Here is a 16288-nt window from a genome sequence, read left to right on the forward strand (position 1 = left end):
CAATCTCTTCAAAAACGGACCTATCTTCATGAAATCTCATGTAAAAGCAGTTGTCATCGGCGGCGGCGTCGTCGGCTGCTCGGTGCTCTATCACCTGGCCAAGGCCGGCTGGACGGACATCATGCTCATCGAACGGTCCGAGTTGACTTCCGGCTCGTCCTGGCACGCGGCGGGCGGCTTCCATACGCTGAACGGCGATCCGAACGTCGCCAAGCTGCAGGCCTACACCGTCCAGCTCTACAAGGAGATCGAGGAGATTTCCGGCCAGTCCTGCTCGCTGCACCTGACTGGCGGCGTGATGATGGCCGATACGCCGGAGCGCATGGATTTCCTGCGCCTTGCCCACGCCAAGGGCCGCTATCTCGGCATGGACACCGAACTGATCACGCCGTCCGAGGCCAAGGCGATGTTCCCGCTGATGGACGAGACCAATTTCGTCGGCGCCATGTGGGATCCGGTCGAGGGCCATCTCGACCCCTCCGGCACCACTATTGCCTACTCCAAAGCGGCCAAGAAACTCGGCGCCGAGATCGTGCTGCGCAACCGCGTCGTCGACCTGACGCAGCAGCCGGACGGCACCTGGAACGTCGTCACCGAACAGGGCACGGTCCACGCCGAGCATGTCGTCAACTGCGGCGGCCTGTGGGCGCGCGAGATCGGCCGCATGGTCGGCGTCGAGCTGCCCGTGCTGGCCATGGAGCACATGTACCTCTTGACCGAGCCGATGCCGGAAGTCGAGGAGTTCAACAAGTCGACCGGCCGCGAGATGATCGGCGTGCTCGACTTCAAGGGCGAGATCTACACCCGCCAGGAGCGCAACGGCATCCTGCTCGGCACTTATGAGAAGGCCTGCAAGCCGTGGTCGCCGGTCAACACGCCATGGGATTTCGGCCATGAACTGCTGCCGCCGGACCTCGACCGCATCGCGCCGTCGCTGGAGATCGGCTTCAAGCATTTCCCCGGCATCGAAAAGGCCGGCATCAAGCAGATCATCAACGGCCCCTTCACCTTCGCGCTCGACGGCAATCCGCTGGTCGGCCCGGTGCAGGGCCTGACCAATTTCTGGTGCGCTTGCGCCGTCATGGCCGGCTTCAGCCAGGGCGGCGGCGTTGGCCTGGCTCTCTCCAATTGGATGGTCCACGGCGATCCAGGCTTCGACGTCTGGGGCATGGATGTCGCCCGCTTTGGCGAGTGGGCCGGCCTGCGCTACACCAATGCCAAGGTGCGCGAAAACTATTCGCGCCGCTTCTCGATCCGCTTCCCCAACGAGGAACTGCCGGCGGCACGCCCGGCGCAGACGACACCGCTCTACGACACCATGCTCGCAAACAACGCCGTGATGGGCGACTCCTGGGGTCTTGAGACGCCACTCTGGTTCGCGCCGAAGGGCGAAGAGCCGAAAGACATCGTCTCCTTCCACCGCTCCAACGACTTTGGCCCGATCGGCGAGGAAGTACGCGCTACCCGTGAAAAGGTTGGCGTCACCGAAATCGCCAACTTCGCCAAATACGAAGTGTCGGGCCCGGGCGCGGAGGATTTCCTCAACCGGCTGATGACCAACCGCATGCCGAAGACCGGCCGCATCGTGCTGACGCCGATGATCAACGAATTCGGCAAGCTGATCGGCGACTTCACCATCGCCAAGGCCGGTGAAGACCGCTTCATGATCTGGGGCTCGTCGGCGGCACAGAAATACCACATGCGCTGGTTCGAAAAGCATTTGCCGAAGGACGGATCTGTGCGCATCCATCGTTTCGACCAGACGCTGGTCGGCCTCTCGATCGCCGGGCCGAGCGCGCGGGATCTGCTGCAAAAGCTCGTGGATACGGACGTCTCGACCAAGGCCTTCCGCTTCATGGATTTCCGCGAAATGGCTGTCGGCGGCGCACCCTGCCTGGTCAACCGCATCACCTACACCGGCGACCTCGGCTACGAAATCTGGATGGCGCCGGCCTACGAACGCCTGGTCTATAAGGCGATCAAGGATGCCGGCGAGGAATTCGGCATCGTCGATTTCGGCATGCGCGCGCTGCTGTCGATGCGCCTGGAAAAGAACTTTCCGACCTGGTTCCGCGAGCTGCGGCCGATCTACGGCCCGTTCGAGGGCTCGATGGACCGCTTCATCAAGCTGGAGAAGAACGATTTCATCGGCCGCGACGCCGCCGCCAAGGAGCATGCCGACGGACCAAGGCTGCGCCGCGTCTCCTTCATCGTCGATGCGGCGGATGCCGACGTGATGGGCGATGAGCCGATCTGGGCCAAGGTCAGCAAGGATTACGGCACGGTGGAAAAGCCGCATGGCTACGGCGCGCCGCGCTTCGACACTTCAGGCAAGGAAGTCCGTGGCTCCAACGCCGCCGAAGGCGCGTCCGCCGTGCGCGGCATCGTTGAGGGCGACTGGCGCGTGGTCGGCTGGGTGACGTCGGGCGGCTATGCGCATTACGTGCAAAAGTCGATGGCGCAAGGCTATGTGCCGGCCGCCCTTGCCGAGGATGAAAGCGCGGGCCTGTTCGAGATCGAGATTCTTGGATCTCGGCGCCCGGCCCGCATCAATGTCGAGGCGCCCTTCGACCCGAGCGGCGAGAAGATGCGGAGCTGAGGTTCAGCCATGGATAGCGCGGCGCCAAAGGGAAGCTTCGGCCGCCATCGCAAGATCATGCCGTTCGAGCCGGGCTCGATCGAGGCGCTGCGCGACGCCTCCCGCGAGAAGGCGGCGTCGCTCAACCAGCATGTGCTGGGCTATGGTGCCCAGGCTGAGGCGGAATGGGCGGCGGCAGGCATTGCCGCCCCCGACTTAGCCGAAATGCGAAAATACCGGCTGTCGCGCATTCGCGCCGAGCTGAAGCGCCGCGGCTATGCCGGCGCCCTGCTCTACGACCCCGTCAATATCCGCTATGCCACCGACTCGACCAACATGCAGCTGTGGGTGGCGCACAACCCGACGCGGCATTGTTTCGTCGCCACCGAAGGTCCGGTGGTGCTGTTCGACTATTTTTCCTGCGAGCATCTTTCCGACCACTCAGGTGTCGTCGATGAAGTCCGCCCCGCCATCTCATGGATGTATCTCTATGGTGGCGAACTGACCGAGCAGAAGGTTCGGCGCTGGGCATCCGGCATCGCCGATCTGGTCCGGGAACATGGCGGCGGTAACAGCCGCATCGCCGTCGATCACATCAACCCGGAGGGCGTCGAGGAGTTGGCGCGCCTTGGCGTTTCCATCGGCAACGGCGAAGCGGTGATGGAAAATGCCCGCCTGATCAAGTCGCCGGATGAAATCCTCGCCATGCGCCGCGCGATCGTCGCCTGCGAGGCGGCGATGGGCGAGATGGAGCAGGCGCTCAAGCCCGGCATTTCCGAGAACGAATTGTGGGCTGAACTGCATCGTGGCAACATCGCGCGCGGCGGCGAATGGATCGAGACGCGGCTGCTGACGTCGGGACCGCGCACCAATCCCTGGTTCCAGGAATGCTCCTCGCGCATCATCGAGGCCGGCGATCTCGTCGCCTTCGACACCGACCTGATCGGCCCCTACGGCTTCTGCGCCGACCTGTCGCGGACCTGGCTATGCGGCGATATCAAGCCGACAAATGAACAGCGCGACCTGTTCCGCATCGCTGCCGATCAGATCGAGCACAACACGGCACTGATGCAGCCCGGCACCTCGTTCCGCGACCTCGTAGAGCGCTCAGCGGTGCCGCCGGGGGACTGTTTCCCCACCCGTTACGGCGTGCTCTACCACGGCGTCGGACTGGCCGACGAATACCCGACCTTGCCACATGCCAGCGACTGGACATCAGATACGCCCGACGGCGTATTGGAGCCGGGCATGGTGCTGTGCGTGGAGAGCTATATCGGCCGCCTTGGCGGCCGCGAAGGCGTCAAGATCGAGGAGCAGATCCTGATCACCAAGACCGGCAACGAAACGCTTTCAACCTACCCGTTGGATGAGAGGCTGCTCGGCTAGCCCGGCAAGCGCTTCGCGCATCGCGCGCACGGTCTTTTCCGGCGCCGTTTTCGCGGTGATGAACGGCAGACCTTTGCGCCGGGCTGTCCAGCCGACGATCACGACTTTGCGCGCCGCCGGCTCGAAGCGCCGTGCCAACGCCCAGCTTTCGCAATCGATAGCGGCGACATCCGCCCTGCCTTCGGCGACCGCCACGATCGAGTCGCGATGGCCGCCGCTTTCGCCACTCGATGAAAATATGTCCAGGTTTTCGCCGACCGCTTCCAGGTCGCGCGTCAGCGCAATGATGCCCGACATGGAATCGAGGCTGTTGAAGGTGAAGCGCTTCCCGCGGATGAGGTCGAGCGGCAGCAAGGCCTTGCCGTCGGCGGGTGACCGAACCTCCGGCCCTTCGCCTGTCCGCATCACCAGGGCGCTGGAATAGAGCTCGCCCCGTCCGCCCTCATAGGCGTCATAGCTTGGCTGGCCGACCACCTGTACGTGTGCCGACAGGCCAAGCTCCATCGGTCCCCAGCAGGTCTGCGCGAACAGCAGTGCCGGATGCAGCCACAGCTTGTGGAAATCTAGTTCGTCCGGCGGCAATGTTGCGGGGTCCGGCGCGATGAGTTTCCCCTCCGCATCATGGACGCCGCCCGGCACTGGCGGCAGATCGCCATTGCGGCGCACGATGGTTTCAGGCGCATCGATACCCTTGCCCCGGAAAGCATCGCGCAACGACGCCCATTGCGCGTCGACCTCGTCGCGCACTTCAGGCCAGTCATACATCGGCAAAGCCGCAATCAATTCGCTCATGCCGATATCAAACCACCATGCCTGGAGAAACGATCGCAAAAACGCGTCGCCCAATCCGAATTGGCCGACACAGGTCCGCGATGCGGCGGAAATTATTCCTTGGGCGGCTCGGCCGGGACCGGCACCGTGCCAAGCCCGTTGATGCTGCGCGCCCGCACACGCGGCTTGAACGCCCTGCCCGGCTCGGGTGCGCGCCGCAGAGCCGGATGCACGATCGGTTCCTTGGCCTTGAAGGCATAGGATTTTATGAGCGCGAAATAGTTCGGGTAGGCGTAGCCATTGTTCATCCGCAGCCATTCCTCGCGCCGGTCGCGAAACAGCTTCGGCAGCCTGTACCAGGCGATGGTCGGGCTCTTGTGATGGACAAAGTGCAGATTGTTGTTGAGGAACAGGAATGACAGCGGCGAGCGCTCGATGATCACCGTGCGGCCTTCCGGATGCTCCGACCACTGATGCTCGGCATAGGTGCGGATCGAGATCAGCGACTGGCCGAGCCACACCGGCACCAGCACATAGAGCCAGAGCGGTATACCGAAACCGAACTGCACGACCGGCAGCACCACGGCCAGGCCGATGGCGTGCAGCAGCCAGGCCTTGCGGATCGCCTTGTCGCCGGCAATCACGTGCTTGGCGTCATCGATGAAGAAGCCGATGCAGGACAGCCACGGCCCCAGCACGAGGCGGCCGGCCATGGTGTTGTTGACCTTCAGCACGAATTTCATCAGCGCCGGCAATTCATCGTGATGCCACAGGGCCTTGTAGTAGCTCTCGGGATCGTCCAGCGGATCGGTCAGCCGCTCGTCGGCATGGTGACGCAGGTGAATGGTCTTGAAGCGGCGGAACGGCCAGGCAAGGCCGATCGGCAGGAAGACAAAGGCCTCGTTGACCAAAGCGTTGCGGGTCGGGTGACCATGCAGCACTTCATGCATGATCGACGATTGCAGGGCCAGCGTAACGGCCATGACGACCAGTGCGAGGATGGGATAAGATGGCCAGATGAAAAGACCGGCGGCGAACCATGTGCCGTAGCAGAAGAAAGCGAGGACCACGGTCGGCCATTCGATGGCCGGTCTGCTGCTTCGACGGATGCTCTTGCCTCCTATGCTTGCCATTCTATCGACCACTGCCCCTCAGTCGCCGGAACCCCAACTGGTTCCTGACAGCATTGTGTCAGGAGAAGTGATTCCACTCAACGCGACAAAGTGCACAAAATGTTGCGATTGCGCATTTTTGACCGCATATGTTGCACATTGTAAACGAACTTAGGGATTCATTTACGCCTGAGACGCCTGTTGAGGAGGCTTCGGCGCAAATTTTTCCTCCAGATGACGGAAGCACGGATATGGACAAGCGCGATCTGTCGACGATCTTTCGGGAGCGTCTGAAGCTCCTCCTGACACGGTCGGACCTCAACCAGTCGGCGTTCGCGTCAGCGGTCGGCATCGATCGGTCGGCGCTGTCGCAGCTCATGTCGGGCGCCTCGACACGCCTGCCGCGCGCCGAAACGCTGCTCAACATCGCCGCCGAGTTCAAGGTGTCGCTGGACTGGCTGCTTGGCCTCAGCCAGGACGAAGGCGTGACCGGCGAAATCCGCGAGAGCCTCGAGATCGAGGAGGCGCCCGATGGTTTCGACCGCACTCTGCTCGCCAAATGGTTCGCCGAGGCAGCTGGCACCAAGATCCGCTATGTCCCGGCCGGTATTCCCGATCTGCTGCGAACCCGCGCGCTCGTCGACTACGAGGCCAACATCACCAACAGGAGCCGTCTGGCGCAGGCCAGCGAAACGCAATACCGCATCGAGTACAACCGGCGGCCGGAAACCGACATGGAAGTCTGCATGCCGCGCCACACGCTGGAGATCTTCGCACGCGGCCTCGGCGTGTGGGACCGTTTCCCGGCGGCCGACCGCCAGCAGCAACTTGCCCATATGGCGACGCTGCTCGACGATCTCTATCCGACCTTCCGCCTGTTCCTCTATGACGGCCGCATGCGCTACTCCATCCCGCTGACCATCTTCGGCCCCTATCGCGCCGCCATCTATGTTGGTGACATGTATGTGGTGCTGAACGCCACGCAGCCGGTGCAGGCGCTGACCCAGCATTTCGACAATCTGATCCGTGCCGCCGACGTCAACCCGCACGAAGCGGCCGCCTTCGCCCGCAACCTGGCCGGCATGTCGTTCGCATCAGGCTCTGCCTGAGCTCGCCCGGCAGCGCAATTTCATTGACTAGACATAAAGACTTCTTTATATCCTTATTCGAATTCCATATTTGAATTCCCATATTTGAATTCCCCGCATGTTCGAATTCCAAGACATGAAAGCCAATCCGATGACGACGACCAATCCGATTGATGCGCTGCTGGCTGAAAAGGGTGTGCTTTTGGCCGATGGCGCCACGGGCACCAATCTGTTCGCCATGGGTCTGGAGGCCGGCGAGGCGCCGGAGCTGCTGAACGAAACCGCGCCCGACACCATCACCAGCCTGCACCAGAATTTCGTCGATGCCGGCGCCGACATTATCCTGACCAACTCCTTCGGCGGCACCCGCCACCGGCTCAAGCTCCACCATGCGCAGGACCGCGTGCACGCGCTGAACAAACGCGCCGCCGAGATCGCCCGCGCCGTCGCCGACAAGGCTGGCCGCAAGGTTATCGTCGCCGGTTCGGTCGGCCCGACCGGCGAATTGCTGGTGCCGCTTGGCGCCATGACCTATGACGAGGCGGTCGATGCCTTCGCCGAGCAGATCGAGGGTCTCAAGGAAGGCGGCGCCGAAGTCGCCTGGATCGAGACCATGTCGGCGCCCGACGAGATCCGCGCCGCGGCGGAAGCCGCCATCCGAGTCGGCCTGCCCTACACCTATACCGGCTCGTTCGACACCGCCGGCCGCACCATGATGGGCCTGCTGCCGAAAGACATCCACGGCGTCGCCGATGGCCTGTCGCAGGCACCGCTCGGCGTTGGCGCCAATTGTGGTGTCGGCGCCTCCGACATCCTGGCCTCGCTGCTCGATATGACGCAGGCAAAGCCGGACGCGACCGTCATCGTCAAGGGCAATTGCGGCATTCCCGAATTCCGTGGCACCGAGATCCATTATTCCGGCACGCCGGAACTGATGGCCGATTATGTCCGGCTGGCCGTGGATGGCGGAGCCAAGATCATTGGCGGCTGCTGCGGCACCTCGTTCCAGCATCTCGCCGCCATGCGCAAGGCGCTCGACGCCCACACCAGGGCGGATCGTCCGACTGTAGCGGCAATTGTCGAGCGCATCGGCCCGATGCGCAACAAGGTGGCGACCGAAAACTCTGCCGAGACCAGCGAAGCCCGCCGCGAGCGGCGTCGCGGCCTGGCCTGAAGCGCTTCTTTGCGTTTATTCGCTGTTGTCGGCGTAGCTTGACTGCGCCGACTTGAAATCGACGACATTGTCGCCGCGCATAGTCGCCAGCGCACCCGAGGCGCCCGGATCGGTAATCTGCTCCAGCATGGCGCGGAAGCGGTCATTGGTCAGCGCCGACATAGCGGTTTGACGCGCCTGCGAAACATCGTTGCTGATGCGTCTCGATTCGGCTGACGGGGCTGATGAAACCGCCAAAGCATCGCGTGCAGGCGGAGTAGAGTTGGCGATGGTCGTGATCTGCAATTCCGGCTCCCTCAAGCCTTGGACATGACCGCAGTAGCGAGAGGACATTGCGATCCGGTACCGGAAATGCAGCGCAATTTAACGATCCTGCGCGCCGCCCCCAGGATCTGTTGAGATTCAGGTCAGGCCGAGCCGAAAACAGTGACTTTCGAGAACCGGAGCGGAGCGTACATAAGTACGTGAGCACCGGAAGCGCAGGAAGCCACTGTTTGCAGGCCGGCATCACCTGAATCTCAATAGATCCGAAAAAAGGCCGGCAAGGGAAACATTCCCTCGCCGGCCTGCCTCACCCGCCCGTAGGCCGGTTCCCCCTATCAGAACGACCCCCGTCTGAAAGGAACCGGCCATATTGCCACTACCGATTACCGCCCAGCGCCGAGGCAAGGCGCACAAGCGAAAGGAACTCTGACCTGTACCCAAACGGGTCGGCTCCTCGGGCGGCGGTGGCAATCTCCATGATCTTGTCGTAGCCGAACTTCGCGGTCGCATCCTCGTCGCGCAGCTTCTGGCCGAAGGCCGCGACCGCGACGGAGAAACGCTGGTCGGTGCTGGCCTGATCGAAGGACGCCACCTCGTTGGCCGAGGTCACCGGCGTGGTGATCAGCTTCGAGACGTCCTCGTTGGGCAGCTTGTAGCGGATCTTGACGAAGGCATATTCGTCCGCATTGGCGACGCCGCCATTGTTCACCGTGGCCTCGCCATAGCGCAGCGGGTCGATCTGCTCGCCACCGCTGCCCTTCGACGTGATCTCGTAGATCGCGGTGACCGAATGGCCCGAGCCGATATCGCCGGCATCGACGCGGTCATTGTTGAAATCCTCGCGGTTGAGTGCCCGGGTCTCATAGCCGATCAGCCGGTATTCCGAGACCTTGTCCGGGTTGAACTCGACCTGGATCTTGACGTCCTTGGCGATGGTGAACAGCGTCGAGGACGCATCCTCGACCAGCACCTTCTCGGCCTCGGCCAGCGTGTCGATATAGGCGGCGGTGCCGTTGCCGTTCTGGGCGATGGTCTGCATCATCTGATCGTTGAGATTGCCGCGGCCGAAGCCGAACACCGACAGGAACACGCCGGTCTTGCGCTCGCTCTCGATCAGCCGCTTCAGGTCGTCGTCATCGGTCTGGCCGACATTGAAGTCGCCGTCGGTGGCCAGCATCACCCGGTTGACACCGTCCTTGATGAAGGACTGCTCGGCAAGCTTGTAGGCCTCCTTGATGCCGGCTTCGCCGGCGGTCGAGCCACCGGGCTGCAGATTGTCGATGGCATTGAGGATCTTGTCCTTCTCGGCGGCCTTGGTCGGCATCAGCACCGTGCCGGCATCACCGGCATAGGTGACGATCGAGATGGTATCGTCCGCCTTGAGCTTGCTGACCAGCAGCCGGAAAGCCGACTTGAGCAGCGGCAGCTTGTCCGGTTCGTCCATCGAGCCCGACACGTCGATCAGGAACACCAGATTGGCCTTCGGCTGCTCGGTCGGCTTGATGTCGAAGCCCTTGATGGCGACGTGCATCAGCTTGGTGTGATTGTTCCATGGCGTCGGCATTATGCTGACGGTCGAGTTGAACGGCGTCGATGCCTGGTCCGGCCCCTTCCAGTCATAGGGGAAGTAGTTGATCATCTCCTCGACACGCACCGTGTCGGCCTGCGGCAGGTAGCCCTGCTTCAGCGAGGCGCGCACGAAGGAATAGGACGCGGTGTCGACGTCGATCGAGAAGGTCGAGACCGGGTCCTCCAATGCTGCGTGCACCGGATTGGTCTTGAAATCCTGGACGCGATCACGGTTTTCCTCCTGCGGCGCGATCTGGTCGGCCGGGGTGGCCGCCGGCTGCTGCTGCACCATCAGCTTGGATTCTGCGCTCTGCATGCGGTCGACCCGCGCGGCATTGGGTGCGTTTGTCGTGCCATCCAGCGCCAACTCACCGCGCGGCGCCGGCGGTGCCGGCTCGGCCACCATGCCGCGCCCCAGCGCATCCTGCTGTGCGGTTCCGCCGGCAATGGTGGATTCGGACTTCGGCGGCGCCTGCGGCGCGACCAGAACTTGCGTGGCATCGCGGCTTTCAACGCCCGCGTCGGCTTTCTTATCCTTCTCCAGCGCGGTGGGAGCCTGTTTCGGCTCGACGGTGGCCGGCTTCAGCGTCGTCGGCTTGTCGGCCAGCGTCTCGGTGATCTTCTCCTGGTCGCCGAAAGGCGACGGCTGTTCCCTCAGCATATGGAAGGTGGCGTATCCGGCGATCGGCAGGGCGACGAGCCCGGCAAGGGCCGGCGTGGCAATGAGTTTCTTTTGCATGATCTCGCTCCAGAGCTTTTGTGCTCGCTCTGTGAGACGAAGCCCGCCAACCGATCCTTGGGTGACAGCGGAAATATTTTCTTCATCATAGGCGCGCAGCGCGGCCTCGAAGGCACGCGCCTTCGCGCTCTCGCCCGGCGCCGGTACCGCTGCGTCGCGCAGCTTTCTCAGTTCGTTGTCGTCGACCATGGTCACACTTCCCCGGCTGAACGCATCAACGTCTTCAGCCGTTTCTTCGCTTCATGGATGTGCCAGGAAACCGTCGTCTCCGAGATCGCCATCGCCTCGGCGGCGGCCGCGTGGCTCAAGCCTTCGCCATAAACAAGCATCACGGCGTCGCGCTGCTTGTCCGGCAATTGCCGCACCGCCGCCCACAAGGCTTCGGCGGGATCTTCGCTCTCTGCCGGGGCTTCGCCCGAAATCAGCGCATGGACGCCATAAGCCTCGGTCTTGACCGTCTCGCGCTGGGTCTTGCGCATCATGTCACGCGCCGCGTTCATCGTCACGGAATAGAGCCATGTGGTGAACGCGCCGCCGCCGCGATAATCGCGGATCGCCTTGCCCAGCCGGACACAGACTTCCTGGGCGATGTCCTCGGCATCGGCCTTCCTGCCGCACCAGCGATAGGCGGCGCGATAGACGAAGTCGTAGTGACGCTCCAGCAATGTGCCGAAGGCCCCCCTGTCTCCGCCCTTCGCCCGCCCGATCAGTTCGGCGTCGGAGGCTTCGCTCTCATCCAGCATCATCGCCATCATTTGCCTGTTGGACGAAGGCTAATGGCTAATCCTTGGGGTGATGGAAAGATTTTTTTCGGGAGCAGGGATTCGGGCGCACAACAGGTGTGTTGAGATTGAGGTCAGGCCGGTCTCACCTGAGTATCAACACGCCTGGCCCGCCGCCCACCCCGACGACCATGCCCACTGGAAATTATAGCCGCCGAGCCAGCCGGTGACGTCGACGACTTCGCCGATGAAGAACAGGCCAGGCACCGACATAGCCTGCATGGTCTTTTGGTCGAGGCCGTTGGTGTTGACCCCGCCAAGCGTCACTTCGGCCGTACGGTAGCCTTCCGAGCCAGCTGGCTTGATGCGCCAGTCGTTGACCGCGGCCTCGACGGTTTTGATCTGGGCCTCGGAAAGATCGGCGAGATTGCCGTCGAGCCCGGTTCGCTCGGCTATCGCCTGAGCAAGCCGTTTCGGCAAATGATTTGCAAGCACCGTCTGCACAGCTTGCCGGCCATTGCCACGCTTGGCGGCGCGGACGAGCTCAGCCACATCCGTGCCCGGCAGCATGGCGATGCGGATTTCATCGCCCTCGCGCCAGTAGGAGGAGATCTGGAGGATGGATGGCCCGCTGACGCCGCGATGCGTGAACAGCATCGCTTCGGAAAACCGTGCCTTGCCGCAGGCAATCTCGGCGTCGACGGCGTTGCCGGCCAGGGGCGAAAGCCGCTCGAGCGTCTTGGCGTCGAAGGTCAGCGGCACCAGCGCCGGCCGCGTTTCGACGATGGCAAGGCCGAACCGCTCGGCAAGCTCGTAGCCGAAGCCCGTCGCCCCCATCTTGGGGATCGACTTGCCGCCGCACGCCACGACCAGGGACCGGCAAGAGACCGAGCCGGTGGAAAGCCTGAGTTCAAACCCTTCCTCGGTTTTGCTGACAGCCTCAACGGAAGTCGACAATGCCAGCTCCGCGCCCCTGCCCTGCATTTCCGAAACCAGCATGTCGATGATCTGGCGCGCCGAGCCGTCGCAAAACAGCTGCCCCAATGTCTTCTCGTGATAGGCAATGCCGTGACGCTCGACGAGCGCAATGAAGTCGCGTTGGGTATAGCGGCTGAGCGCCGAGACGCAGAAATGCGGATTCTTCGAGATGAAATTCTTCGGGCTCGTATGGGTGTTGGTGAAATTGCAGCGACCGCCGCCGGAGATGCGGATCTTTTCGCCGGGTGCCGCCGCATGATCGAGGATGAGCACCGAACGGCCGCGCTTGGCGGCCTCCACGGCGCACATCATTCCGGCGGCGCCGGCGCCAATGATCACGACATCATATGATTGCATCAGGCTGATCGTTCCCGCATGACCCGCGCCGCTTTAGCCGGGCGAGCCGCTCATCCCGCCTGATACCTCCATTGTGGCGCGCGGCCAACAGGCTGGCGAAGGCTCAGACCAGCGTTTCTGCGAACAAATCCGTCAATCGCTTCCAATGCCGCTCGGCACCGGCTGCATTGAAGACACTGTGGTCGGGAACGCACCAGCCATGCGCCATGCCGACATAATTCTCCAGCAGATGATCGACTTCCGCCGTCCTCAGCGCCTCGGCCAGCCTGGTCGACTGCTCCGCTGGAAAACTCCGGTCGACACCAGCCATGCCGACATAGACACGCGCCTTGATCGAAGCCGCCTTGCGGTGCGGGCTGTCCTCGGCGTCGCTGGCAAGGTTGCCGCCGTGAAAACTGGCGGCGGCCTTGATCCTGTCGGGGTAGGTCGCGGCCGCGTTGAGCGCCCGCGCGCCGCCCATGCAATAGCCGACGGTGCCGATCGGACCGGTAACGCCATCGCTGGCGAGCGCGTCGAGAAAGGCGCTGCTGTCGCTGATGGTCATCGCCTGCGTCGTGCCGGTGACCAGCGCCATCAGCGCCACTTTCGTTCCCTCGACGGTAAAGGCGGTCTTGGCGTCGAACGGGCCGTAGGGCGCGTTGCGATAGAAGAGGTCGGGAACCAGCACCGTATAGCCCTCGCCCGCCAGCCGCTCGGCCATGCTGTCGAGCGCCGGGCGCGGACCAAAGGCGTCCTGGTAAAGGATGACACCAGCCTTGAACGGAGAAGCCTTGGCCGAGCGGAACAGGCCCGCCTTCGCCACACCATCATGGGTCTTGATCTGAAGATCCTGCTTCGTCATTGCCTGCTCCGTTTGTCAGATGTGCGATACATATCCGCGCGAACCGCCACGGCAAGGCGTTCCCTGAGCCCGTCAACATTTCGTGCAGGCGCGCGTGACGCGCTAAAGACCAGCGAACGAAGCCATGTGGAAGGCTTGAACGTCCCGCGGATAGCGATACTGGGTGCCATAGGGGCAGGCATTGCGGTCAAGGCAGCCGCCGGTCCGGCACGGTCCGCCATTGGCCCCCCGCACATGCGCCAGGCAGGCCTCGTAGTCAAAACCATCCGTCGAATAGGCATCGACCGGACAGGATTTCAGGCAGGGCTTGTCGACGCAGGTGTCGCACAGATGAACCGTCTCCCGAGGTTCGGGAAGCACGATCTCCTCCTCGAACAGCAAAGCACCGCGATAAGCATGCCAAAGCCCATATTGCGGATGCATGAGGATGCCGAGCGGCGACGACTTCAGCCCCTCCGCCCGCATCGCCCATTGCTGGAACGGCAGATAGGGTTTGTCGGAGGGTGAGACGGCGCGCGCGCCGAAGGTTTCCGCAACCGCCCCGATCGCCGCACGCGACCATGTATCGAGCGGATTGGCGATCGCCTGCGGCTGCTGCTGCCGCCAGCGCTGAAAATGCGGCCAGGGTGCCGCACCCGCCTGCCCAACCAGCAGGACAGACGTTGCCGGCGCGCCCAGGGCGTCACGGGGAGCACCCTCGTCATCGGAAAAAAGAAAGCCGCCACGCAGGATGAGGCCGTTGGCGCCAAGCGCGGCCGTGATCTCTTCGATCATGCCGCGCACGCAATCATCCCTTCTTGTCCGGATCGGAGAAGGCGCTCCGCCAGACTTCCTTGTGGATGATGTTGGCGACTTTAGCCCCGCCTGACTCGGGCTCCTTTCAGGTGAAGGCGTCGGGCATCGACCCTTTCTTCTTGGCGATGAAGTCCCTCAGGGCTTCGTCGATGCCTTCATCAAGGTGCGGCGCCTCGTAAGCTTCCAGCCAGCGCCGCGCCAGATCGTTGGCGCGCTGCGGCGCGGTTTTCTCGCCTTCGGCCAGCCACTGCTCGTAGGAATTGTTGTCGGCGATCGACGACCGGTAGAAGGCGGTCTGGAAATTGGCCTGGGTGTGGTCGCAGCCGAGATAATGGCTGCCCGGCCCGACCTGGCGGATGGCGTCCATCGCCTGGCCGTTTTCCGACAGGTCGACGCCTTCGCAGAATTTCTGCTGCATGCCGAGCTGGTCGATGTCCATCATGAATTTCTCATAGCAGGAGGCAAGCCCGCCCTCGAGCCAGCCGGCCGAATGCAGCACGAAATTGGTGCCGGCGAGAATGGTCGAGTTCAGCGTGTTGGCGCTCTCATAGGCTGCCTGTGCGTCCGGAACCTTGGACGCGCAGAGCGAACCACCGGTGCGGAACGGCAGGCGGAGACGGCGGGCAAGCTGTGCCGCGCCATAGGACACCAGCGACGGCTCCGGCGTGCCGAAGGTCGGCGCGCCCGACTGCATCGAGATCGACGAGGCGAAGGTGCCGAACAGCACCGGCGCGCCCGGCCGGATCAGCTGCGTGAACGAGGCGCCGGCCAGCACTTCGGCCAGGACCTGCGTCAGCGTGCCGGCGACCGTCACCGGGCTCATCGCGCCGGCCAGGATGAACGGCGTGACGATGCAGGCCTGGTTGTGGCGCGAATAGACTTTCAACGCGCCAAGCATGGTCTCGTCGAACACCATCGGCGAGTTGGCGTTGATCAGGCTGGTCAGCACCGTGTTGTTCTCGACGAAGTCGTCGCCGAAGACGAGCTTGGCCATCGCCACCGTGTCCTCGGCGCGTTCCGGCGCGGTCACCGAACCCATGAACGGCTTGTCGGAATATTTGATGTGCGCGTAGATCATGTCGAGATGGCGCTTGTTGACCGGCACGTCGACCGGCTCGCACACCGTGCCGCCCGAATGGTGGATCGACGGCGCCATATAGGCCAGCTTCACGAAATTCTGGAAATCCTCGATCGTCGCATAACGCCGGACGCCGTCGAGATCGCGCACGAAGGGCGGGCCGTAGACCGGCGCGAACACGGTGGCGTTGCCGCCGATCTGCACCGAGCGTTCCGAGTTGCGGGCATGCTGGGTGTAGATGGACGGCGCGGTCTTCAGGAGCGAGCGGCACAGACCCTTGGGGAAATGCACCCTCTCGCCCTTGACGTCGGCGCCGGCCTCTTTCCAGAGCTGCAGCGCTTCCGCGTCGTCGCGAAAAATGATGCCGATCTCCTCCAGCACCGTGTCGGTGTTCTTCTCGATCAGCGCCAGGCCTTCTTCGTTCAGCACCTCGTAAACGTTGATCTTGCGCTTGATGTAGGTGAGCTGCGTGCCCGGGCCGCCGCCTGAGCGCGCCGCGCGCCTTGCCGCCGCTCCGCCGCTGGCGCCGCGCCCACGCCGCGCGTTTGACGCTTCCTGGTCGACTGCCGCGTGTTCGCTCATGATCGCTCTTCCCTGAATATGGCCTGCCTGACGATGGCCGGTCCGTAACCGTTGCGGCCGCATGGCGCGGCTTTGCCCGGATCGTAGCCATGCACCCTATTCGAAACGGCCCGTCCGCGCCAACGCCTGTCGCAAAATCGACAAGAAATCCGATAGATTTTCCAGTCGCTTTCCTTTTGCGGGAAGTCGCAAATCAGCTATGGATACCCGCCCGTTGCGGGTTAGGTATGAACGCCATTATTTTGTGCCTTGCG

At 63.2% G+C, this 16288-nt stretch carries 13 protein-coding genes; 4 read left to right on the forward strand and 9 right to left on the reverse strand.

Annotated features, from left to right (window positions below; all coding sequences use genetic code 11):
• The first annotated feature begins 28 nt into the window (after positions 1–28).
• Together LB564_RS04585 and LB564_RS04590 are read left to right on the forward strand one after the other, a co-directional pair.
• Positions 29–2599, forward strand: coding sequence for an FAD-dependent oxidoreductase (locus LB564_RS04585; protein ID WP_224535290.1), 2571 nt, complete (start codon positions 29–31; stop codon positions 2597–2599).
• Between the two features lie 9 nt (positions 2600–2608).
• Positions 2609–3964 carry a M24 family metallopeptidase gene (locus LB564_RS04590; protein WP_224535292.1) on the forward strand — a complete coding sequence of 452 codons (1356 nt, stop codon included), beginning with the start codon at positions 2609–2611 and terminating at the stop codon, positions 3962–3964.
• On the opposite strand, the gene LB564_RS04595 is transcribed toward LB564_RS04590, so the two are convergent.
• Together LB564_RS04595 and LB564_RS04600 are read right to left on the reverse strand one after the other, a co-directional pair.
• Positions 3929–4756 (reverse strand): phosphate/phosphite/phosphonate ABC transporter substrate-binding protein, encoded by an 828-nt coding sequence (locus tag LB564_RS04595; protein ID WP_224535294.1) that lies wholly within the window; start codon positions 4754–4756, stop codon positions 3929–3931. The two genes, LB564_RS04590 and LB564_RS04595, sit on opposite strands and share 36 nt — an antisense overlap.
• Before the next feature lie 92 nt (positions 4757–4848).
• A complete protein-coding gene (locus LB564_RS04600) occupies positions 4849–5868 on the reverse strand; it encodes a fatty acid desaturase (protein ID WP_224535297.1) in 1020 nt (339 codons plus the stop codon).
• A gap of 230 nt (positions 5869–6098) precedes the next feature.
• Here LB564_RS04600 and LB564_RS04605 point away from each other — a divergent pair, with 230 nt between their 5' ends.
• Together LB564_RS04605 and bmt are read left to right on the forward strand one after the other, a co-directional pair.
• Positions 6099–6956: a helix-turn-helix domain-containing protein gene (locus tag LB564_RS04605; RefSeq protein WP_140701699.1), complete on the forward strand. Its 858-nt coding sequence runs from the start codon at positions 6099–6101 to the stop codon at positions 6954–6956.
• A 130-nt stretch (positions 6957–7086) separates the two neighbouring features.
• Positions 7087–8109, forward strand: a complete 1023-nt coding sequence (gene bmt, locus LB564_RS04610; RefSeq protein WP_224535428.1) for a betaine--homocysteine S-methyltransferase — start codon at positions 7087–7089, stop codon at positions 8107–8109.
• A 15-nt stretch (positions 8110–8124) separates the two neighbouring features.
• On the opposite strand, the gene LB564_RS04615 is transcribed toward bmt, so the two are convergent.
• The 7 genes from LB564_RS04615 to LB564_RS04645 form a co-directional block, all read right to left on the reverse strand.
• Complete coding sequence (locus LB564_RS04615) at positions 8125–8394, reverse strand: hypothetical protein (protein ID WP_224535299.1); 270 nt, start codon at positions 8392–8394, stop codon at positions 8125–8127.
• Positions 8395–8749: 355 nt separating this feature from the next.
• Positions 8750–10870 carry a vWA domain-containing protein gene (locus tag LB564_RS04620; protein ID WP_224535302.1) on the reverse strand — a complete coding sequence of 707 codons (2121 nt, stop codon included), beginning with the start codon at positions 10868–10870 and terminating at the stop codon, positions 8750–8752.
• A 2-nt stretch (positions 10871–10872) separates the two neighbouring features.
• The gene (locus LB564_RS04625; protein ID WP_224535304.1) at positions 10873–11433 is read right to left on the reverse strand and encodes an RNA polymerase sigma factor; all 561 of its coding nucleotides are present in this window, start codon (positions 11431–11433) and stop codon (positions 10873–10875) included.
• A gap of 126 nt (positions 11434–11559) precedes the next feature.
• Positions 11560–12738, reverse strand: coding sequence for an NAD(P)/FAD-dependent oxidoreductase (locus tag LB564_RS04630; protein ID WP_224535306.1), 1179 nt, complete (start codon positions 12736–12738; stop codon positions 11560–11562).
• A 103-nt stretch (positions 12739–12841) separates the two neighbouring features.
• Positions 12842–13579: a dienelactone hydrolase family protein gene (locus LB564_RS04635; protein WP_224535308.1), complete on the reverse strand. Its 738-nt coding sequence runs from the start codon at positions 13577–13579 to the stop codon at positions 12842–12844.
• Between the two features lie 102 nt (positions 13580–13681).
• Entirely contained in the window at positions 13682–14362 is a 681-nt protein-coding gene (locus tag LB564_RS04640) for a 4Fe-4S dicluster domain-containing protein (protein WP_224535310.1), read from the reverse strand.
• A 97-nt stretch (positions 14363–14459) separates the two neighbouring features.
• A complete protein-coding gene (locus LB564_RS04645) occupies positions 14460–16034 on the reverse strand; it encodes a trimethylamine methyltransferase family protein (protein WP_224535312.1) in 1575 nt (524 codons plus the stop codon).
• Positions 16035–16288 lie beyond the last annotated feature (254 nt).

The organism is Mesorhizobium sp. ES1-6, from assembly GCF_020164775.1.
Classification (GTDB): domain Bacteria; phylum Pseudomonadota; class Alphaproteobacteria; order Rhizobiales; family Rhizobiaceae; genus Mesorhizobium.